At 53.5% G+C, this 20,558-nt stretch carries 17 protein-coding genes; 10 read left to right on the forward strand and 7 right to left on the reverse strand.

Annotated features, from left to right (window positions below; translation table 11 throughout):
• Window positions 1–328: 328 nt before the first annotated feature.
• The 3 genes from LX59_RS00180 to LX59_RS00190 all read left to right on the forward strand — a co-directional run bounded on the left by LX59_RS00180 (window position 329) and on the right by LX59_RS00190 (window position 6,632).
• The gene (locus tag LX59_RS00180; protein ID WP_144569833.1) at window positions 329–4,276 is read left to right on the forward strand and encodes a ribonucleoside-diphosphate reductase subunit alpha; all 3,948 of its coding nucleotides are present in this window, start codon (window positions 329–331) and stop codon (window positions 4,274–4,276) included.
• A 116-nt stretch (window positions 4,277–4,392) separates the two neighbouring features.
• Window positions 4,393–5,649 carry a ribonucleotide-diphosphate reductase subunit beta gene (locus LX59_RS00185; RefSeq protein WP_144569834.1) on the forward strand — a complete coding sequence of 419 codons (1,257 nt, stop codon included), beginning with the start codon at window positions 4,393–4,395 and terminating at the stop codon, window positions 5,647–5,649.
• 533 nt (window positions 5,650–6,182) lie between these two features.
• Entirely contained in the window at window positions 6,183–6,632 is a 450-nt protein-coding gene (locus LX59_RS00190; RefSeq protein ID WP_144569835.1) for a hypothetical protein, read from the forward strand.
• A gap of 195 nt (window positions 6,633–6,827) precedes the next feature.
• Here LX59_RS00190 and LX59_RS00195 read toward each other — a convergent pair whose 3' ends face one another.
• The gene (locus tag LX59_RS00195) at window positions 6,828–7,109 is read right to left on the reverse strand and encodes a DUF2790 domain-containing protein (protein WP_144569836.1); all 282 of its coding nucleotides are present in this window, start codon (window positions 7,107–7,109) and stop codon (window positions 6,828–6,830) included.
• A 391-nt stretch (window positions 7,110–7,500) separates the two neighbouring features.
• Window positions 7,501–8,136 (reverse strand): hypothetical protein, encoded by a 636-nt coding sequence (locus LX59_RS15800; RefSeq protein ID WP_246118639.1) that lies wholly within the window; start codon window positions 8,134–8,136, stop codon window positions 7,501–7,503.
• A gap of 155 nt (window positions 8,137–8,291) precedes the next feature.
• Between LX59_RS15800 and LX59_RS00205 the strand changes: the two genes are divergently transcribed.
• The 3 genes from LX59_RS00205 (at window position 8,292) to LX59_RS00215 (ending at window position 11,337) form a co-directional block, all read left to right on the forward strand.
• On the forward strand, window positions 8,292–10,241 hold the full coding sequence (locus tag LX59_RS00205; protein WP_144569837.1) for a peptidase U32 family protein: 1,950 nt from the start codon (window positions 8,292–8,294) through the stop codon (window positions 10,239–10,241).
• Window positions 10,242–10,418: 177 nt separating this feature from the next.
• Window positions 10,419–10,835 carry an Hsp20/alpha crystallin family protein gene (locus LX59_RS00210; RefSeq protein ID WP_144569838.1) on the forward strand — a complete coding sequence of 139 codons (417 nt, stop codon included), beginning with the start codon at window positions 10,419–10,421 and terminating at the stop codon, window positions 10,833–10,835.
• A gap of 163 nt (window positions 10,836–10,998) precedes the next feature.
• Window positions 10,999–11,337 carry a DUF3144 domain-containing protein gene (locus LX59_RS00215; protein ID WP_144569839.1) on the forward strand — a complete coding sequence of 113 codons (339 nt, stop codon included), beginning with the start codon at window positions 10,999–11,001 and terminating at the stop codon, window positions 11,335–11,337.
• A 51-nt stretch (window positions 11,338–11,388) separates the two neighbouring features.
• Here the strand turns inward: LX59_RS00215 and LX59_RS00220 are convergent, their stop codons facing one another.
• A complete protein-coding gene (locus LX59_RS00220) occupies window positions 11,389–11,793 on the reverse strand; it encodes a PA3611 family quorum-sensing-regulated virulence factor (protein WP_144569840.1) in 405 nt (134 codons plus the stop codon).
• A gap of 97 nt (window positions 11,794–11,890) precedes the next feature.
• On the opposite strand from LX59_RS00220, the gene LX59_RS00225 reads away from it, so the two are divergent.
• The 3 genes from LX59_RS00225 (at window position 11,891) to LX59_RS00235 (ending at window position 14,453) form a co-directional block, all read left to right on the forward strand.
• A complete protein-coding gene (locus LX59_RS00225) occupies window positions 11,891–12,622 on the forward strand; it encodes a tRNA-uridine aminocarboxypropyltransferase (protein ID WP_144569841.1) in 732 nt (243 codons plus the stop codon).
• A 22-nt stretch (window positions 12,623–12,644) separates the two neighbouring features.
• Window positions 12,645–13,634 carry a methyltransferase gene (locus LX59_RS00230; RefSeq protein ID WP_144569842.1) on the forward strand — a complete coding sequence of 330 codons (990 nt, stop codon included), beginning with the start codon at window positions 12,645–12,647 and terminating at the stop codon, window positions 13,632–13,634.
• 225 nt (window positions 13,635–13,859) lie between these two features.
• Complete coding sequence (locus LX59_RS00235; RefSeq protein WP_144569843.1) at window positions 13,860–14,453, forward strand: TMEM165/GDT1 family protein; 594 nt, start codon at window positions 13,860–13,862, stop codon at window positions 14,451–14,453.
• Here the strand turns inward: LX59_RS00235 and LX59_RS00240 are convergent.
• Window positions 14,450–15,262, reverse strand: a complete 813-nt coding sequence (locus LX59_RS00240) for a M48 family metallopeptidase (protein ID WP_144569844.1) — start codon at window positions 15,260–15,262, stop codon at window positions 14,450–14,452. The genes LX59_RS00235 and LX59_RS00240 overlap by 4 nt on opposite strands.
• Before the next feature lie 209 nt (window positions 15,263–15,471).
• Between LX59_RS00240 and LX59_RS00245 the strand changes: the two genes are divergently transcribed.
• A complete protein-coding gene (locus tag LX59_RS00245) occupies window positions 15,472–16,635 on the forward strand; it encodes a 1-acyl-sn-glycerol-3-phosphate acyltransferase (RefSeq protein WP_211354795.1) in 1,164 nt (387 codons plus the stop codon).
• A gap of 45 nt (window positions 16,636–16,680) precedes the next feature.
• On the opposite strand, the gene LX59_RS00250 is transcribed toward LX59_RS00245, so the two are convergent.
• From LX59_RS00250 to ligA, 3 genes are read right to left on the reverse strand one after another with little or no spacing between them, the layout of a single operon-like run.
• Window positions 16,681–17,268 carry a YajG family lipoprotein gene (locus tag LX59_RS00250; protein WP_144569845.1) on the reverse strand — a complete coding sequence of 196 codons (588 nt, stop codon included), beginning with the start codon at window positions 17,266–17,268 and terminating at the stop codon, window positions 16,681–16,683.
• A gap of 34 nt (window positions 17,269–17,302) precedes the next feature.
• Window positions 17,303–18,178: a DMT family transporter gene (locus LX59_RS00255; RefSeq protein WP_144569846.1), complete on the reverse strand. Its 876-nt coding sequence runs from the start codon at window positions 18,176–18,178 to the stop codon at window positions 17,303–17,305.
• A 22-nt stretch (window positions 18,179–18,200) separates the two neighbouring features.
• Window positions 18,201–20,549, reverse strand: coding sequence for an NAD-dependent DNA ligase LigA (ligA, locus tag LX59_RS00260; RefSeq protein ID WP_144569847.1), 2,349 nt, complete (start codon window positions 20,547–20,549; stop codon window positions 18,201–18,203).
• Window positions 20,550–20,558 lie beyond the last annotated feature (9 nt).

Consider the following 20,558-nt stretch of genomic DNA (forward strand, 5'->3'; position numbering starts at 1 on the left):
CCACAAGGGATAGAGACATTTAGTCACCCAAATCCACAAATTTTGCCAATTGATTTTCCGGGGGATGCCGTTTATTTTGTGCCTCCTTACAGAAAGCAGCACTAGATATTGTGGGAGGCAAACGTGATCCATCAATTTTTGTCAAGCCCCTCAAGCTGCACTTTTCTCCCCTTTTCCACGCCCACCCTTAGGGGGCGACAGCGAATCCCTAAGGGTTAAGACCGTCACCGTATCCTGAGATACCCTCTACATCTAGTGGGTACTAGCTCTTTGCTTTTTCATTCACCCACCTCTTACGACCCAGACCGCATAAGGACTGACACACCTCATGTCACACGAAATTGCCCGCGAGACCCAAGCCAGCCCTGAAGAGCTCAACGCCCTCACACCCGGCCAACTGCACGTTATCAAACGCAACGGCACCGTTGTGGGCTACAGTGATGACAAAATCAGTCTGGCCATCAGCAAAGCCTTTCTGGCTGTGGAGGGTAGCTCAGCCGCCACCTCATCGCGCATCCATGACCGTGTACAGGAGCTAACCACTCAGGTGTCGGCGGTATTCAAACGCCGCTTACCTTCGGGCGGCACCATCCATATCGAAGAAATCCAAGACCAAGTAGAGCTAGCCCTAATGCGCGCCGGAGAACACAAAGTAGCCCGCAGCTACGTCATCTACCGCGAAGGCCGGGCCCAAGAGCGTAAACAGCGTGAAGCCGCAGGATCGGTAGCTCAACCTCACCCCAGCCTTCGCGTGACCAAAGCCGATGGCACACTGGTAGCCTTGGACATGGGCCGCCTGCAAACCCTGACTCGCGAAGCTTGCGAAGGTTTAGAGGAAGTGGACGGGGCGCTGATCGAACGCGAAACCCTAAAAAACCTCTACGACGGCGTGGCCGAAAAAGACGTAACCACCGCTCTGGTGATGACCGCCCGCACCCTAGTAGAACGCGAGCCTAATTACAGTCTGGTCACAGCACGCCTATTGACCGATAGCCTGCGCGCCGAGGCGTTAAGCTTTCTGGGACTGGCCGAAAGCGCCACCTACCACGATATGGCCGAACTCTACAGCCGTGCCTTACCGCTGTATATCGAAGCCGGTATTAAGCACGAGCTGCTCAGCCCAGAGTTACGCACCTTTGACCTCAATGCTTTAGGGGCTGCGTTAGACCATACCCGCGATCAACAATTTAACTATCTGGGCCTGCAAACCCTGTACGATCGTTACTTCATCCATAAAGACGGCGTGCGCTTTGAGTTGCCGCAAATCTTCTTCATGCGCGTGGCTATGGGCCTGAGCCTAAATGAGCCCCAGAAGAACCAACGCGCCATTGAGTTTTACCACCTGCTGTCCAGCTTTGATTACATGGCCAGCACCCCGACGCTGTTCAACGCCGGAACCCTGCGCCCGCAGCTCTCCTCCTGCTACCTGACCACCGTGCCGGATGATCTGTCCGGTATTTATGGCGCGATCCATGACAACGCCATGCTGTCTAAATACGCAGGCGGCTTGGGCAATGACTGGACACCTGTGCGCGCCATGGGCTCCCACATCAAGGGCACCAACGGTAAGAGCCAAGGCGTAGTGCCCTTCCTGAAAGTGGTGAACGACACGGCGGTAGCGGTGAATCAAGGCGGAAAAAGGCGCGGAGCTGTTTGCGCTTACTTGGAATCCTGGCACATGGATATCGAGGAATTTCTTGACCTGCGCAAGAATACGGGCGATGAGCGCCGCCGTACCCACGACATGAACACCGCCAACTGGATTCCTGACCTGTTTATGAAACGGGTGTTTGACGATGGCCAGTGGACGCTGTTCTCCCCCTCCGAAGTCCCCGATCTGCACGACCTGACTGGCCGAGCCTTTGAGGAGCGTTACGAGTATTACGAAGCCCTGACCCAGTACGGCAAGATCAAGCTGTTCAAGACTCTGCCCGCCAAAGACCTGTGGCGCAAAATGCTCTCCATGCTGTTTGAAACTGGCCACCCGTGGCTGACCTTCAAAGACCCGTGCAACCTGCGCAGCCCGCAGCAGCATGTCGGCGTGGTACACAGCTCCAACCTGTGCTGCATTGCTGCTGATCAGCGCGTAGTTACCGATCGCGGTCTGCTGACCATCGGCGAACTTTACAAGCTCGGCGGCCAAAACAAGGTAGTGGGGTTAGATGGGGTGTATTCCGCCTCGGAAATGCTACTGCCGCGCCCCAACGCGCCGATGGTGCGCATCAATACCCATGAAGGCTACAGCCATAAAGTCACGCCCGATCACAAAGTCTGGGTCAAGGATGTGGGTTGGGTTGAGGCTCAAGACCTCAAGGCAGGCGATAAGCTGCTGATTCAACAGTTGGAAGGTCTATGGGGTACAGAACACAATCCTGACCTCAGCTACCTGATGGGCTTAATTGCCGGAGACGGTACCTTCGACAAAGAAAAAGGCGCGGCCTATATCGACGTTTGGGCCAATGACTTTGAACATCTGCCCGCTATCGAACAGTGTGTTCACAGCCTGCTGGAAGGTAATACCCTACTGCGCACTACCTCCACCAATACGCCCAGCTTTGCCATCAGCGAAGCCCTAGGCCGTGCCCGCCTCAGTTCCGCCCCGCTGTCACGCTTACTAGCAGAGCATCAGTTCACCCCGGATAACAAGCTACAGGTTCCCGAGCTGGTTTGGCGCGGTGATCGTGACACCGTCGCCGCTTATCTGCGCGGGCTGTATCAGGCCGATGGCAATGTGGTCAGCTCTGATGAAGTAACTACCCTAGCGCTGGCCTCTACTTCGCTGGAGTTTATTCAGGAACTGCAAATCCTCTGGGCTAACTTTGGGGTTAAAAGCAGCATCAATCAGATGCGCAGCCACGAGTTAAAAGCCATGCCCGATGGCAAAGGCAGCACTAAAGAATACTGGAGCAAACCGCTGTACCGGCTGCTGATCACCTCCATCAAGGGCTGTCAGATTGCTGAAGACATCACCCAGTTGGCGGCCAATAAAACCTCTCCAGCAGCGGCTCAGTACCTGCGTAATCTGCAAAAAGAAGGCTACAGCCAGAAGCTCTACGCCACCTTTACTGATCTGACCGAGCTGCCCAACGAAGATGCCTACTGCCTAACCGTGGACTCCGATACCCACGCTTGGACGGTCAACGGCATGATCACCAAAAATACCGAAATTACCCTGAACACCAGCGCCGACGAAATCGCGGTGTGTAACCTCGGTTCAGTGAACTTGGTGCAGCACATCAAAGACGGCCAATTGGATATGGCCAAGCTGGAGCGCACCGTCAAAACCGCCGTGCGGATGCTGGATAACGTCATCGAGATCAACTACTACTCGGTGCCCCAAGCGCGCAATTCCAACCTCAAGCACCGTCCGGTGGGCTTGGGCGTGATGGGCTTCCAAGATGCCCTCTATCTGCTGAAAACCCCCTACAGCTCCGAAGCAGCCGTGCGCTTTGCTGACCAATCCATGGAAGCCCTGAGTTACTTCGCCATCCAAGCCTCCTGCGATCTGGCGGACGAACGTGGCACCTACAGCACCTTCGAAGGCTCTCTGTGGTCGAAAGGCGTGCTGCCTTTGGATTCGCTGGACATTCTGACCGAAGCCCGTGGCCACAAGTACATCGAAGTGGATCGCAGCACCACGCTGGATTGGGCTCCGGTGCGCGCTCGGGTGCAACGCGGCGTGCGTAACTCCAACATCATGGCGATTGCGCCGACGGCGACCATTTCCAACATCGTGGGCGTGTCGCAATCCATCGAGCCGACCTACCAAAACCTCTACGTGAAGTCGAACCTGTCCGGCGAATTCACCGTCATCAACCCCTACTTGGTACACGACCTCAAAGCCCGTGGTCTGTGGGACGAAGTGATGGTCAACGACCTCAAGTACTACGATGGTTCTTTGCAGAAAATCGAGCGCATTCCACAGGACTTGAAAGACCTCTACGCCACCGCCTTCGAAGTAGAAACCAAGTGGATTGTCGAAGCCGCCAGCCGCCGTCAGAAGTGGATTGACCAGTCTCAGTCCCTCAACCTCTACATTGCCGGAGCCAGTGGCAAGAAGCTGGACGTGACCTACCGCATGGCGTGGTATCGCGGCCTGAAAACCACCTACTACCTCCGTGCCTTGGCCGCCACCAGCGCCGAGAAGTCCACCATCACCACCGGCGCGTTGAATGCCGTGTCCTCCGTGATTGATGAGAGCTTGGCTGCGCCCCAACCGGCGCCGGTTCCGCAGGCATGCAGCATCGACAACCCCGACTGCGAGGCTTGCCAATAACAGCAGCCTTCAGCGGCTAGCCTCAAGCAACACGCTGGCCGCTGACTTCTAAAATTTCGATTATGGCTTGCAGCTTGACGCTTGACGCTAAAAGCTGCGACTGAAAGGAGCCCCCCATGCTGAGCTGGGACGAATTTGACCAACCCGAAGAAACTCCTGCCCGCGCCCAAGCGGCCAAACCCGTAGTTCAAGAGCCTGACCTCGACAGCCTCGAAAAACTCGACAACGCCGGTGATGCAGCGGCCCACAATGCCCGCGTCGTCAACGCCGGAGACTCCGAGGCCCTCGCCCGCGCCAAAGCCGCGCTGGATGCGCTGGACGTCGAAGAAGGTCTTGAGGAACTGGAAGGGGCTGCGGTGCGCGTGCGCGTGGACGAAAAGCGCATGATCAACTGCCGCGCCGACCTCAACCAGCTCGTACCCTTCAAGTACGACTGGGCGTGGCAAAAGTACCTCGACGGCTGCGCCAACCACTGGATGCCGCAAGAGGTCAACATGACCGCCGACATCGCCCTGTGGAAAAGCCCCGATGGCCTAACCGAAGACGAGCGCCGCATCGTCAAGCGTAACCTCGGCTTCTTCTCCACCGCCGACTCACTGGTAGCCAACAACTTGGTGCTGGCCGTGTACCGCCTGATCACCAACCCCGAATGCCGCCAGTACATCCTGCGCCAAGCCTTCGAGGAAGCCATCCACACCCACGCCTACCAATACTGCATTGAATCGCTGGGCATGGATGAAGGCGAAATCTTCAACATGTACCACGAAGTTCCAAGCGTTGCTAAGAAAGCCAGCTGGGGCCTCAAGTACACCCGCTCCATCTCTGACCCCACCTTCACCACTGGAACACCAGAGGCCGATCGGCAATTCCTGAAAAACCTGATCGCCTACTACTGCGTGTTGGAAGGTATCTTCTTCTACTGCGGCTTTACCCAAATTCTATCCATGGGCCGGCGCAACAAAATGAGCGGCACCGCCGAGCAGTTCCAATACATCCTGCGCGACGAATCCATGCACCTGAACTTCGGCATCGACATGATCAACCAGATCAAGATCGAAAACCCGCACCTGTGGGATGCTGAAATGAAGGACGAAGTGACCCAAATGCTGCTGCAAGGCACGCAACTGGAGATCGAATACGCCCGCGATACCATGCCGCGCGGTGTACTGGGCATGAACGCCGCGGTGATGGAGGAATACCTCAAGTTCATCGCCAACCGCCGCCTCAACCAGATCGGCCTGAAGGAAGAGTTCCCCGGCGCTACCAACCCCTTCCCGTGGATGAGTGAAATGCTCGACCTGAAGAAAGAGAAAAACTTCTTCGAAACACGGGTCACAGAATATCAAACTGGTGGGGCACTGAGCTGGGACTAATAAAAAGCTTTAGCTTTTAAGTGTGAAGTAAGCGACATAACTAATTAAATAGCCATCAAAAACAAACAATAAGTTTTTCTCTATTACTTAACTAAAAACTATTATAGGGTGAATAAAGTTTTATTGATTCACCCTATAATTTTTATCCCGTGCAACACACTACTTAAACCTATTGATGGGTTTTGTTACCTCTGCTAGCAAGGATAGTGAGCCCCTTGAAGGCTTCTTGTTACCTCTGTACTCAACCCTGCGACTGCTTCACATCCCGCTACACTCTGCACCATTATGGACAGTCTGTGCTCAGTCTTAGCCAAAAGCTGCTCAAAACGGCACAAAAACCCCGCAAGTGTTTCAGGCCCAAATAGCTGATTTAGCCTCACTGCTCTCGTCAATCATTGTCGCTAAATCAGTGGCATAGAAACTGCATTTGCATTGGCATGGGTCAGCAAAAAGCGTCCCTGTATGCCTTGTGCGATTTGTCACATTTTATGAAAATTATCGCAAGCTGGCCTATGTGCAGAAGGAAGTTTGACATGCGTGTGAAGAAGTTCGTTGCCATCGCACTCTCCTTGTTCATCGAGAGTGGTGTAACCCAAGCAGCCGACCGTTCGGTGACTATCCCCGAAACCCGAGTAGTAGCTACACGGGGGGGAACCATTGGCGAGGTTAAGGCCGCTATTAACGATGCTGCTGTGGGTAAGGGTTTTGGCGGTCTGTCTGGTGTTATGGCGGGTGCGGCTTCTGGTGGCCCCATTGGTGCGGTAGTGGGCGCTGTTGCCGGTATGTTCGCAGGGGGTACAGCGGAGCATGCTGTGGCTGATCCAGCACACACAGTAAATGATACCGGACGTAATGCACGCCGCGCCTACATCATACTGAAGGAAGATGGAGAAGAAATTCGGGTTCGCTCTCCCAACCGTGTATTCCAAGTGGGGGATAAGGTTGAAATTGTAAAAGGTAGACTGTACGCCATTGAGGGATAAAACCCCAAGCACTGACTTAGATAAAAATAGCCTTAATCGTAATGAATGATTCTTTGCGTGCCATTTAAAATTAGATTTAGTAAAAACTATTATTAGCTTCAGTAGGGTCTTTATTGTTGTTATTGCCTACTACTCGTTTCCGGTAAAATTTTATCGTTATCCTTAAAGCACCGTTAGAGTGTTTTCAAAGTATAATTAGCCACCGCAAGTAAAATTGGCGACCCTATAGTCCAAGATTTTATGCTCTCCTTCTGAGCTCTCATAAAGCATTTGTGCGGAGCGGATTGGGCAATCATGGATTGAGCCATAGTTGATCTCAATCACCCGTTTAATATCCAAAGGCTTGGGATCGGGAATAGATTCTAAAACTTCAACCACCTCTGATCGCACCTCTGCACTGACTCCGGTGGAAAAAATTAATGCATCAAAAAAGTAGGCAAAAAATATTGCCAAAATTAAGTTACTGATTAGGGCCATATAAACAGTTTCCTTAACAAGGAACGGGGCATTGGCTCTCAAAGAGCTATACCCATCCGGTTAAGCCCAAACGGGCATCGCCGATTCTATAGCCTCTGCCTGAGTTAATTGCCTATAAACTGTCATCAATATGTAACACACATTGCGAAATATAAATTTAATCTTACAAAAATTAAGATCCAGATTCAGTATTTTTTATTAACCAATATCTATAAATAACTAAAGCAGCCCTGAAATCACTCAAGGAGAAAGACTTTTATAATTGAGCGATCCCAACTATAAAAATAAATAACACCCTATTCCTATTAAGTTTGAATTCAGATAAATGGCCTCTTACTCTTAAAATAGAGGCCAAACCTCAAACCTAATACTTAAGTCCAATTAATATAACTTACTGATTGACTATAGCCCGATAGCGTCTTTGGTACTCTTCATAAGAAACTCCTTTTTCATTCATCAACTGCTGTAGTTGATGCTCCTGCCACTGACTTTTAGTCATCCCCGTGGAAGGTACAGTCTGATCGACTGAATTACGGGCGGGAGTCACTACACTTTCTTCCAGTTTATAGCTGGGCTTTGAAAAGCCTATAGGCTCGTAATTATCAAAATTGTATTTATCTTCAATTCTCTTTTTTTCCAGCAAATAAATATTTCTACTTAGATGCCCGCTAGAATAGTTATATTCTAAATCGGCCAACTCGGCCTGCTTCTTCATCTTCAGTCTCTGTTTGGTGGCGTTATAGTTAATAAACTGAGCACCATCATAACCATTAACAGGATCCCACAAGATCGACAGTGGCCAACAAAGTAAATTAACAATGCCCATGCCAGGCTCACGCGAATAAAAAGAACCACCACCCGGCAATAAACCAAGCCATGCCCCCGATGATGGGCTTTTTTCTTCGACCAAAACATTGGCAGCTTCCATAGCGGCATATTCTTGCTTCTGCACAGAGTTTAAATTGGATACACATCCAGAACCTGCAACCACTATTACTGCTATTGCAGTCCAATTTATTCGAGTCACGCTAGCTTCCTTGTCCAAAGGGCATAAAAGCCACAAATAATATCAAAACAACATCTAAACACCCAGATGACTGGGTATTTACCTGCAAAGCAGCTATCAAACAGATCTTGGGCCGCTACAATGGCGTACCTTCCCTCTGTACCAGCCTCCAAACCATGCCCCAATCCAAGCGCCTTCTGGAACTACTCAGCCCCGCCCGCGATGCCAGCATTGGCCGGGAAGCGATTCTGCATGGAGCCGATGCTGTCTATATCGGTGGCCCTAGCTTTGGGGCGCGGCATAATGCCGGTAACAGCGTAGCCGATATCGCCGAGTTGGTGAATTTTGCCCATCAGTACCGAGCGCGGATCTTCGTCACCCTGAATACCATCCTCCACGACCACGAGTTAGAGGAAGCCCGCCAACTGATCGGGCAACTGTACGAAGCCGGAATCGACGCGCTGATCGTGCAGGACATGGGTATTTTGGAGTTAGATATTCCGCCGCTGGAAATCCACGCCAGCACCCAATGCGATATTCGCACTTTGGAGAAAGCCCAGTTCCTCGACCAAGTGGGCTTCTCCCAACTGGTATTGGCCCGCGAGCTGAGTTTGGAGCAAATCCACGCCATCAGCAGCCGAGTAGAGGCTACGATTGAATTTTTCATCCACGGCGCGCTCTGTGTGGCCTATTCCGGGCAGTGCTATATCTCCCACGCCCACACGGGCCGCAGTGCCAACCGAGGTGAATGCTCCCAAGCCTGTCGCCTGCCCTACACCCTAAAGGACGATCAAGGCCAAGTCGTGGCCTTTGATAAGCACCTGCTGTCCTTGAAGGACAACAATCAAAGCAACAACCTGCGAGCCCTTGTGGATGCAGGCGTGCGCTCATTCAAAATCGAAGGCCGCTACAAAGATATGGCCTATGTAAAAAACATCACCGCCCATTACCGGCAATTGCTGGATGAGGTTTTGAATCAGCGCCCTGACTTGGCCCGTACCTCCAGTGGCCGTACCGAGCATTTCTTCATCCCCAACCCTGACAAGACCTTTAACCGTGGCAGTACGGATTATTTCGTCAATGACCGTCATGCCGATATCGGGGCTTTTGACTCGCCCAAGTTCACCGGATTAGCCGTCGGTGAAGTGGTGAAAATCAATAAGCGTGACCTGATCGCCAACACCTTCGAGCCACTCAGCAATGGCGATGGCTTAAACCTGCTGCACCAGCGCGAATTGGTGGGTTTTCGGGCCAGTGTGGTAGAACTGCTCAGCCAATCGGTGCAAGAGGGCCAAACCCGCTGGCAATACCGCATCCAACCCCACGAGATGCCGCCTGAGCTTAAACAGCTTCGCCTACCCCAAACCCTGAACCGCAATTTGGATCACAACTGGCAGCAGGCACTGCTGAAAACCTCAGCAGAGCGGCGGATTGCTGTGCGTTGGCAGGTCACATTGAGCCGTGAGTCCTTATCCATCACTGCCATTAGTGAGGAAGGTATTTCCGCTCATGCTAGCCTCACCGGCCCCTTTGAACCGGCCAAAAAACCGGAGCAACTCCCAGCCCAGCTCACCGATACTCTAAGCCAACTCGGTACCACAATTTACCATGCAGAAGCGGTGTCTATTGATGCACCGGAAGCCTTCTTCCTACCCAACTCCCAACTGAAAGCCCTGCGCCGCGAAGCCATTGAAGCCTTAACCGCAGCGCGTTTGGCCAGCCATCCACGAAGCATACGCAAGCCGGTCAGCGTACCGCCACCGGTTTACCCCGAATCGCATCTGAGCTTTTTGGCTAATGTGTACAACGAAAAAGCCCGCGCTTTTTACCAGCGTTACGGCGTGCAATTGATCGACGCTGCTTACGAAGCCCAGCAAGAAACCGGCGAAATCCCGGTGATGATCACCAAGCATTGCCTGCGTTTTGCCTTCAATCTGTGCCCCAAACAGGCTAAGGAAGGCGGCCAGAAAATCCGTCCAACACCGATGCAATTGGTACATCAGGATGAGGTATTAACCCTGAAGTTCGACTGCAAAGCCTGCGAAATGCACGTCATAGGCAAAATTCGTGGCCATGTGCTGAGTTTACCGCTGGTGGGCAGCATCCCGATTAAATCCATTTCCTGAGCGGCGTACACACGACAGACAGCTAAGCTGAGTAGAAAGGCTCTATCACTACCGCCCATCTACTGAGCAAAAATTAATCAATCCATCCCTTGAAGCTTCAGGATTACGCGCCTATATAAGCAGTGAGCCCCTATAAAAATGGCTCTACCACATACAAGGCAAGATAGGAGAATGGACATGAGCAACATTACTCGCCGCGATCCTTTCGACGAGTTCTTCCGTGGTTTTTTTGTACGCCCCGTTGAATTCGGCGGTGCTGGCGATGCTGCGCCCCCTATTCGGCTGGATGTCAAGGAAGATGCCGAAATGTATCACATACACGCCGAACTCCCCGGTGTGAAAAAAGAAGATATTCATGTGCAGATCGACGGCCCTATGGTCGCCATCAGCGCCGAACGTAAGCAGGAAAAAGAAGTGAAAGAGGGTGAACGTATCCTGCGTACCGAGCGGTACTTCGGGCAGGTATCTCGCAGCTTCCAACTGAGTCACGACATTGACGATGTCCACGCTACCGCCAAATTCTCCGACGGCGTACTGGAGCTGAGCCTACCGAAGAAATCCACACCTCAGGCCAAACACTTGACCGTCCAATAAGCAGCAACTGCCTCTGCGCCCGTATGCTAACCCGCATACGGGCCGCTGCCTTACCCAGAACCTCATCATTCCCGCTATAATTTGTGCTATTGGGTACAAAATACCCCTATGAAATACCGCTCGTATCGGTATTGCTCCTTACCTCTCGCACAGGATTTTCATTATGTCCGCCACCAACCCAGCCGAAGAAGAAGTCAGCTCCTTTTTTGACTTGGCGAATCAGTTTATTGAAGTCGCCAACCGTCAACTGGAAGAAGAGGAAAAAACTCTGGAAGAAGTGGCCAGCGCCTTCCGTTACGCGGTCGCTCGCTTTACCGCTTATGAGACCGTCACCCGCTTGGGCGCGATTTTCAGCGCTGAAATTGAAGGTCTACCCAACCCCGACCAAGTCAAAGAAGAGTTATTGGCTAAATTTGTAGAACAGTTCCGCAGCATGCTGGATGAGAACCTATCCGAGCAAATCCAAGCAATGTCGGAGTCGGAAGAAGAAAAACAGCACTGATAGGCTGTTAATCCCCGCCTCAACGGAAGCGGGGATTGCTAAATCAACCGGCTATTTTTTGCCAGCGCAGGACTTAGCCGTAAACCGCTCGACCGCGATGGGCCTGTTGGTTTTGTATTCGCTAAAGTCATAGCGCAGGGTAGCGCCATCGCTCATCAATTTCCGAAAGCCTTGATTGGCACACACGCTGTCATGCAGTTGTGCACGCACCAGCTTAGGATTATCGCGCATCATCGCCGCATGATGAGGCTGCACACTGATGTAGTTAATCAGCTCAGTACCGTCCACATCATAGCCCTGATCCAATAAATTTTCGTTGATGGCTCGTGGTGTTCCCGCACTGCTTTCCTTAGCAACCTGTTTAAGTAACAGGTTCAACTCATGATCCTTTAAGGAAGCAGCCTGAACACTCAGACTGAAGAAACAGAGTACACACAACACCCATAGCCGTTTCATTAAATATCCTCTTAGCATCACCTAGCCTGACGGCCTCTTCTGTCGGTTATCAAGACAGACTGTTAGACTGATCTGCCCTGTTCCGGTTTCAGTGTACATGCCCCATGCCGTAGCTCGCTTGCGTGACCAACGTCTGGCACGCAGCCTTAAGCCTTTTTTAGCCCGTGGAGCCCGCGTTGAACGCTGCCCCCGCTGCCGTGTCTCACGCGCCTACTGTGTGTGCGCTTGGCAACCTAGGATCAGCAGCCAAGCCGGTGTTTGTCTGCTGATGCACGATACCGAACCCCTTAAGCCTAGCAATACTGGCTGGCTGATTGCGGATATTATCCCCGATACCTGGGCTTTTGGCTGGCAACGCACGGAAACTGATCCTCAATTACTGGCTCTGCTCAAAGATCCGCGCTGGCAACCATTGGTGGTTTTCCCCGGAGAATACGCCGCCCCTGAGCGCGTGATCAGCCATGTATCGCTACCCTCGGGAAAACGCCCGCTGTTTATTTTACTGGATGCCACTTGGACCGAGGCGCGGAAAATTTTCCGCAAAAGTCCCTATTTGGATGGCTTTCCCGTGCTCAGCATCCAGCCGGAGCAACTGTCTCGCTATCGGCTGCGGCGCTCCACCCGTGAGGAGCATCTGTGTACGGCGGAAGTAGCTGCAGTGTGCTTGGAGCTGGCCCAAGAGCCAGAAACTGCCCAAGCCCTGAATCTATGGTTGGATGCCTTTACTCAACACTATTTGGCCGCCAAACAGAATCAGCGGGTTGATACTTCTGATCTGCTCCACTACCAGTTGAGCCAATACAGCGCTGCCCGCCCCAAAGCGCCTTAAAACCCTGTATTCAAGAGGCTTTATGCACCCCCAAAGCCAAGTGTTATTACGCCAATCGGAGTTATTTACTGGCCCCCTGTTACTGGCTGGATTACCGGCTGATGCGCTGCTCGATGAGTTACCTCAAGCCATCGGTTGGAGTTGGCATGCCGGTGAATACCGTTGGCTGAATACGGCCTATGCCCAACGCAGCCATTTTGGTATTCAGCCACCCAGAGCAGATTGGGCAGCAGCGGTGCTGTTTTTGCCTAAATCCCGCGAACTCACCGAATATTTGCTGCAGGCTTTGGCCCACCAAGTACCGGACAAGCCACTGTATTTAGTCGGCGAAAAACGAGCCGGTGTTGAGCGGGCTGCTAAACAGCTCAGTATCTTCGGACAGCCTCGCAAATTGGACAGCGCCCGCCACTGCCAACTCTGGCAAGTGCGGGTGACTTCTGCGCCTGAACCGGTGTTAGAGCCTCACACTTTCACAGTGGCTTTAGCACAGGGCGCTTTATCGGTGCGCAGTCTGCCCGGTGTCTTCAGTCATGGGCGTTTGGATGTAGGCACGGCTTTGCTATTACAACACCTCGAAGATCTGCCCCAAGGCGATTGGCTGGACTATGGCTGTGGAGCCGGCGTATTAGGCGCAGCCCTCAAACAAAGTTATCCGCACAATCATCTGCACTTATTGGATGTGGATGCCTTTGCACTGGAGAGCAGCCATCTCACCTTAGCGGCTAATCAACTAAGCGCCGAGGTGATCGCTGGAGACAGTCTCGCCGACGCACCTACCAATCTTGCCGCCATCATCACCAATCCACCCTTCCACCAAGGAGTGCATACGGATTACCAAGCTACAGAGCGCCTAATCCGGGAAGCCAAACAGCATTTAAAACCGGGGGGCGTATTACGTCTGGTGGCTAACAGCTTCCTGCGCTACCCCGAGCTGATTGAGCAACACCTTGGCCCTTGTCGTATTTTGGCTGAGCAACAAGGATTTCGTATCTATGAAGCACGCCGCCCGTAATCAAGGCTTGCATCAAGTACGGAGCTTGGGCACACTGCGCTCGTCCTGAGGGAGTAGTCTCGGCCAGCTTCGCTGTCCGGCCCCTGTCAACAGGCTGAGTCCAACGACTCTGGCAGTGGCGGCCCTACCTAAAGCGGCCTGACAAGACTCATGACGCACAAAACCTGAACCGAGGGCGGGCAGGTTTGTGTGTCATGTCGCTATTCCCGCCCTTCAGGAAATCCCGTGGAAGCCTTCTTTATCCCTACGCTGATCGTCGCTTTAGCTGAGATCGGCGACAAAACCCAATTATTGGCTCTGGTATTGGCGGCCCGTTACCGCAAACCTTGGCCCATTATTCTCGGTATTTTAGTAGCCACCCTAGCCAATCACTTTGCCGCCGGTGCTTTAGGCAGTTGGGTGGCCGGTTTATTCTCTCCCCAAACCCTGACTTGGCTGCTGGCAGGCTCCTTCGCTGCAGTGGCTCTTTGGACGCTGATTCCGGATAAATTGGACGATGATGAGGGCAACACGGCCAAAAACTTTGGCCCCTTCGTCGCCACCCTGATTGCTTTTTTTATGGCGGAAATGGGCGATAAGACCCAAGTAGCTACGGTGATGCTGGCGGCCCAATACGATGCCTTTGTGCTGGTTATTTTAGGCACCACAGTGGGCATGCTGTTAGCCAACGTTCCCGTGGTACTGATCGGCAACTTTGCCGCCGAGCGTTTACCCCTTGATCTGATCCGTCGCCTCGCAGCCGCTGCCTTTGGTCTTTTGGCTTTGTACGCGGCCTACGAGGCATGGACTATGGGCGCTGTAGCCACAGCAGCCGCCTAACGGCGGGCTTTGGCCTGCTCATACAGCGGCATGACCTTAGGGATTGCCGCCTGTAGCGCCGCCATACGGTTGCTAGGGGCTGGATGGGTACTCAAAAACTCCGGCGGATTACCTCCTGCAGCACTCATTTTTTGCCATAAGGTGAGGGCTGCGTTGGGGTTGTATCCAGCGCGGGCGGCGAGTTCTAGGCCAATCAAGTCCGCTTCGTTTTCATTCTGCCGACTGTTAGGCAGCGTCATCAGGTACTTAACGCCTGTATTTGCCAGATCCGCCCCCGCACCAAAGCCAAATGCAGTGCCCACTTGCGTGGCCATTTGCACGCCATAGGCTTTCGACATAGCCTCACGCCCGTGCTCGCGTAGGGCGTGGGCGATTTCATGCCCCATCACGGCGGCAATTTCGTCGTCGGTCAATTTGAGTTTGTTGATCAGTCCGGTGTAGAAAATAATTTTCCCACCCGGCCCACAGTTGGCGTTTAGCTCATCGCTGTCAATGACGTTGACTTCCCAATTCCAGCTCAAAGCGTCCTGACGAAACACGCCTACTTGGGCAATCAAGCGCTTGGCAATGCCTTGAATGCGCTGATTTACGGTTCCACTTTGCTCTAACACTCCTTCTTTGGCGGCGGTGGTTAGGGTCTCTTGATAGGATTGAGCATACATCTGATTCACCTGTGCCTCGGACAGCATGCTGAACATGTACTGTTCCCGATGCACACCGAGGGCTCCGCCTTCGGTTGTATTCACTGGCTGACAGGCCGACAGCATCACCGATACGGCGACGATCCCCATAGAACTGCGTTGGTACATAATAACCTCTCCTGAATGCGGGCCGATTATGCTAAAGCCAGTCCTCAAGCACTACCGTCAAAGAGCACTGATACATAGACAGATAGGGGCCTCATTCATTCCCTAGGCAAAGCCTGCAAAGAATTTGCAACCTTTAGTTTCCCTCAAGACAGTTCGCTTTATAATTCGCAGCTTTCCCGCCCTGAACCCCCTTGCCGACCGAGAACCTGATGGACGCCTTCGAAGCCATCCGCCCTTATTCCGACGCTGAAGTAACCCCCGTGCTACAGCGACTGCTCAATGACTCAGAGCTTTTGAACACTCTGGCGCATTTTCGCTTTCCCCGACTGGCTCCATATGCAGATTGGGCCCTGCGCCCCCTGATTGCTTGGCGCTTACGTCGCGAATTTGCCGGCATTAACACGGTTGATGCCCTGCAAAAGAAAATCGAGCTCTATGTAGACTACACCGTGGAACAGGCCACCGATGGCATCAGTTACTCCGGATTAGAGCACCTGAGCGCGGGGCAGGCTTATCTGTTTTTATCCAATCACCGCGACATTGTGATGGATCCGGCCTTCGTCAACTATGTGCTCTTCCACGCCAAGCTCCCTACACCACGCATTGCCATCGGTGACAACCTGCTGCAAAAGCCCTTTGTCAGCGATCTGATGCGTCTGAATAAGAGTTTTATCGTACATCGCTCGCTAACAGGACGGCGTGAGAAACTGGCGGCTTATCAGCTACTGTCAGCCTACATCAATCACTCGCTGATTAAAGATCAGCACTCCATCTGGATTGCACAGGCGGAAGGACGTGCTAAGGATGGGGATGACCGTACCGATTCAGCCATCCTAAAAATGCTGCATATGAGCCGCAAGGATGAGTCCTTCGCTCAGGTGATGCAGGAGCTGCACATTGTGCCGGTCTCCATCAGCTATGAGTACGATCCCTGCGACCAAGCTAAAGCACGGGAGCTGTGCATTCGTGCCCAAACCGGCAGCTATACCAAGGTTCCGGGCGAGGATGACAACAGCATTGCCAAAGGCATCACCGGCTACAAGGGACGGGTACACATTCACTTTGGCACGCCTGTGAGCCACTCCCCGGAAGAAGCTAAGCAACTGGCCAATCAGCTGGATCGGCAGATTTTATCCAGCTATCGCCTATTTCCGGTGCATTACTTAGCTTATGCCCAGTGGGATCAGCGCGAGACGGACTTGGGGATTCCAGCCCTCGATCAGCTATTTAAAGGCTCTGAGATTCACCAAGCTCAAGAAACTTGGGAAAAACGCTTAGAAGCCTGCCCAGAAGAGCAACGTCCCTACCTGATTCAGCAGTACGCCATGCCGGTACGCAATCAGTATCGTTTGGCCGCAGGACGAGCGCTCTAAGCCGCCGATTCTCCAAGGGCAGCGCAAAGCTGCCCTCCTTTGCCTTTAACGCCCTAACATCAGTTGACCAATGCCCTGATCCTTGAACACGCGGCTAAGCACATCGCTTAACACTTCGCTAACCAGCTCATTATTGGTTTGCTCGTTAGGCGCCATGCCAAACTTCTGATCCAAAGTCGCTGAGTAACGTCCGTTATAGGAGCGATTAGCTACCCGCACCTCAACCAACAAGGTGGCACGAATCACCGCCTCAGTGACGTATACCGAGTCCTTGGGTGATTGATACTTCAACTCCGCCACCGTCAGGGTGAGGTGCGGGATATTCTGCGGGCCGGATGCTGGAGTAAAACCCATCAAACGCACTCCTGCCTCAGTTTCAGACTGTAAACGCGCCCGCAAGCGCTCCGCAGGTACAGTTACTGCGCTGGTTTCAGGATACAAACCACCTCGGGTTCCCAACACTGGGGATGGCCGATTGTCCACGATCTGCACCACCACAGGCTGTCCCTGACCTACGGGGGTGATTGGCCCTTTCAGCTTAGGAATAGGGTCCAGTTGCTGCGGGCTGTGCGCACAGCCCATCAAAACCAACACACAGGCCGCCATTCCTGCCCACAACAGGCGTTGCAACATGCCGCTTCTCCTCAGCCAGATAACTATTTTGATATTAAGCACACGCTGGTTTAGCCTGTATCACCAAGGCTACACCGCCTAAAACAGCCAAAGCGCACCAGAACAGACGCTCAGTCAGAGGCTCTCCCAACCAAAGCACTGCACCCAGCGCTGCAATAACCGGTACGGTCAATTGCACACTGGCCGCAGTGGTGGTGGATATTTGCCCCATTACGCTGTACCAAAGCGCATAACCGACCCCCGATGCCACCGCTCCAGCTAATACGGCATACAGCACGCCCGTCAGATTCAAACGCAGGGTGGGCATAATCACTAAGGTCAGCACCAGCGCTAATACGCTAGCACGCCAGAAATTCCCGGCGGTGGCGGCCATAAAATCCTTTGAGCGCGCACCGCGCAGTGAGTAAATACCCCAAGCAGCTCCCGCCAACAGCATCAGTAAGGCCATCGGCCAAGAAGGAGTTTCGGCACCGGGCAATAACATCACCACCAAACCCGCACAGGCCAGCAGTAAACCGAACCATTGTAGGGTTTTAAAAGGCTCCCCTCGATACAAGGCCCAGCCCATCATGGTGACTTGAACCGCCCCAAATAACAGCAGGGCTCCTGTGGCCGCCGATAGGCTGACATAAGCCCAAGAAAATCCAGCGGCATACACAAACAACGCCGCTGCTGAACACCAGTCACCCGCTGCTTCCGTTGCTGTAGAGTGCGTCTGCCGCCAACGCAAAATCAGCCACAGCACCAAGGCTCCTGCCACTAAACGTATACTGGTAAAACTGGTGGCATCCATGCCGGTACTTTTTAAGGCCAGACGGCACAGCAGTGAATTACCGGCAAAGGCCAGCATCGCCAACGCCACTGCTAATACCTTATATCCTAGGTTCCAGCCTACCGATCCAACTTGCATGGAAGTCACCATCCCACTGTTATTATTGTGTTTCAAGCTGAGCTAAGTAGGCTAAAAAAGCCGCCTCGTCCAGCACACTAATGCCTAAGTCTTGCGCTTTATCTAATTTTGAACCGGCCTCAGCTCCGGCCACGACACAGTGGGTCTTAGCCGACACTGAACCGGCAACCTTAGCTCCGAGCTGTTCCAATCGAGCTTTGGCTTGTGGGCGTGTCAGGCTACTAAGCGTGCCTGTTAATACCCACGTCTGACCTGCCAAGGGTAAAGCAGTATTCTGGGCTTTGGGCGAGTCCCAGTGCATACCAAAGTCCCGCAACTGAGCTTCAAGGGCTAAGGCGTACTTTTGACGCTCAGCGTGGCTAAAATACTCCGACAAACTGCGGCGGGCTTTTTCGTTCACGCCTTTAACCCCAGCTAACTCCAGCCAATCAGCGGTTATCAGCGCCTCTAGGGTTTTGAAGTGGCTGGCCAGTTTTTGTGCGCCTGTACGGGCAATACCGGGGATATTCAGACGCTCCAACAACTCGGCCAAGGTAGCGCAGGCGGAAAAATCCGAATGCAGAACTCCCTCCTCCTGCGCTTGCACACCTAAAGCCGCTAAGCGCTCCAATACCTGCTGATTGTGTGCGTCTTGGAAGAAGTGGTGAATCTCCCCCGCCACCTCTAAGCCCACATCAGGAAGCCACAACAGCACCTCCGGCAGTGCCTGACGAATCCGCGCCAAAGAGCCCAACGCCAAGGCCAAACGGCGGGCGGTTTCTTCACCCACTTCGGGGATGCCGAGGGCATAAATAAAGCGCGCCAAGCTCGGTTGCTTACTGGCCTCAATGGCTGCCAACAGATTGCGAGTGGAGACTTCAGCAAAGCCTTCAAGGACGATGATTTGCTCGTAAGTCAGGGCGTAAAGATCGGCAGGCGAACGAATTAGGGATTGCGCCACCAACTGCTCCACAATTTTCTCGCCCAAACCCTCAATGTCCATGGCTTTGCGCGATACAAAGTGGATGATGGCCTGCTGTACCTGCGCCTGACAGGCCAGACGACCCACGCAACGGTAAATTGCGCCCTCGGTTTGGCTTTCGCTGCCTTTGCTGTGGCGGGTTAAACGGGTGCGCTCCACCTGAGCACCACATACGGGACAGACTTCCGGAATCGCGACCGGACGTGCCTCGGCGGGCCGCTGCTCCGGCACAATGCCCAAGATCTGCGGAATTACATCCCCGGCACGACGCAGAATCACCTGATCACCGATGCGGATATCCAGCCGCGCCACCTCGTCCATATTGTGCAGGCTGGCGTTGGAGACCATCACCCCGCCTACTGCTACCGGCTGCAAGCGCGCTACCGGGGTAATGGCTCCGGTACGACCCACTTGGAATTCCACATCCAGCAATTCGGTGACGGCTTCTTGGGCAGGGAACTTATGGGCAATAGCCCAGCGCGGCTCACGGGCACGAAAGCCTAAAGTCTGCTGATCGGCCAAGGCGTTCAGTTTGAACACCACACCGTCAATTTCGTAAGGCAGTTGATCGCGGCGGGCAGCGATGTCTTGGTAATAGGCCAAGCACCCTTCTGCTCCCTCAACTAAACGCTGTTCCGGGCTGATGGGCAAACCCCAGCTTTTGAGCGCCTGTAGCACAGCGGTTTGAGTATCAGGCAGATCGCCTACCACTTCACCAATGCCGTAGCTGCAAAACGCTAAAGGCCGAGTGGCGGTGATGCGTGAATCCAACTGGCGCAAGCTGCCCGCCGCCGCATTGCGCGGATTGGCAAAGGGCTTGGCCCCGGCTTCAAGCTGGCGGGCATTTAAGGCTTCAAAACCCGCTTTGGGCATATAGACTTCGCCGCGCACCTCCAGCACTTCCGGCCAATCCTGGCCGTGCAGACGCAACGGGATGTTTTTAATAGTGCGCAGGTTGAGGCTAATGTCCTCACCCACGGCTCCATTGCCACGGGTAGCCCCAGACACTAGCACACCCTGCTCGTAGCGCAGATTGACGGCCAAGCCGTCCAGTTTCGGCTCGCAGCAGTAGGCCAATCGCGCTTGGGGTTGCTCTAAAGCCTCGCGGATACGGCGATCGAAGTCCCACAAATCTTGCTCGCTGAAGGCATTGCCCAAGCTGAGCATCGGCACGCGGTGTTGAATCTGACCAAAGGCCTCTAGGGCCTCGCCGCCCACACGCTGGGTTGGTGAGTCCGAGGTGAGCAGTTCAGGGTATTCGGCTTCCAGTGCCTGTAGTTCGCGAAACAGCCGGTCGTATTCGGCATCAGGGATGCTGGGTTCGTCCAGCACGTAGTAGCGGTGGTTATGGGTTTCCAGTTCGCGGCGCAGCTGTTGGGCGCGCGCCGCTGTCGTTGCATCTACAGGCATGAGTGAGCT

Origin of the sequence: Azomonas agilis (assembly GCF_007830255.1) — a bacterium.
GTDB classification, from domain to species: domain Bacteria; phylum Pseudomonadota; class Gammaproteobacteria; order Pseudomonadales; family Pseudomonadaceae; genus Azomonas; species Azomonas agilis.

Coding starts and splice junctions, on each gene's coding strand:
- LX59_RS00195 (WP_144569836.1), bottom strand. CDS start 7,109: ATGGCCCTAATCAGTAACTTAATTTTGGCAATATTTTTTGCCTACTTT.
- LX59_RS00215 (WP_144569839.1), top strand. CDS start 10,999: ATGTCCGCCACCAACCCAGCCGAAGAAGAAGTCAGCTCCTTTTTTGAC.
- LX59_RS00185 (WP_144569834.1), top strand. CDS start 4,393: ATGCTGAGCTGGGACGAATTTGACCAACCCGAAGAAACTCCTGCCCGC.
- LX59_RS00225 (WP_144569841.1), top strand. CDS start 11,891: ATGCCCCATGCCGTAGCTCGCTTGCGTGACCAACGTCTGGCACGCAGC.
- LX59_RS00180 (WP_144569833.1), top strand. CDS start 329: ATGTCACACGAAATTGCCCGCGAGACCCAAGCCAGCCCTGAAGAGCTC.
- LX59_RS00240 (WP_144569844.1), bottom strand. CDS start 15,262: ATGTACCAACGCAGTTCTATGGGGATCGTCGCCGTATCGGTGATGCTG.
- ligA (WP_144569847.1), bottom strand. CDS start 20,549: ATGCCTGTAGATGCAACGACAGCGGCGCGCGCCCAACAGCTGCGCCGC.
- LX59_RS00230 (WP_144569842.1), top strand. CDS start 12,645: ATGCACCCCCAAAGCCAAGTGTTATTACGCCAATCGGAGTTATTTACT.
- LX59_RS00220 (WP_144569840.1), bottom strand. CDS start 11,793: ATGAAACGGCTATGGGTGTTGTGTGTACTCTGTTTCTTCAGTCTGAGT.
- LX59_RS00205 (WP_144569837.1), top strand. CDS start 8,292: ATGCCCCAATCCAAGCGCCTTCTGGAACTACTCAGCCCCGCCCGCGAT.
- LX59_RS00190 (WP_144569835.1), top strand. CDS start 6,183: ATGCGTGTGAAGAAGTTCGTTGCCATCGCACTCTCCTTGTTCATCGAG.
- LX59_RS00255 (WP_144569846.1), bottom strand. CDS start 18,178: ATGCAAGTTGGATCGGTAGGCTGGAACCTAGGATATAAGGTATTAGCA.
- LX59_RS00250 (WP_144569845.1), bottom strand. CDS start 17,268: ATGTTGCAACGCCTGTTGTGGGCAGGAATGGCGGCCTGTGTGTTGGTT.
- LX59_RS00245 (WP_211354795.1), top strand. CDS start 15,472: ATGGACGCCTTCGAAGCCATCCGCCCTTATTCCGACGCTGAAGTAACC.
- LX59_RS00210 (WP_144569838.1), top strand. CDS start 10,419: ATGAGCAACATTACTCGCCGCGATCCTTTCGACGAGTTCTTCCGTGGT.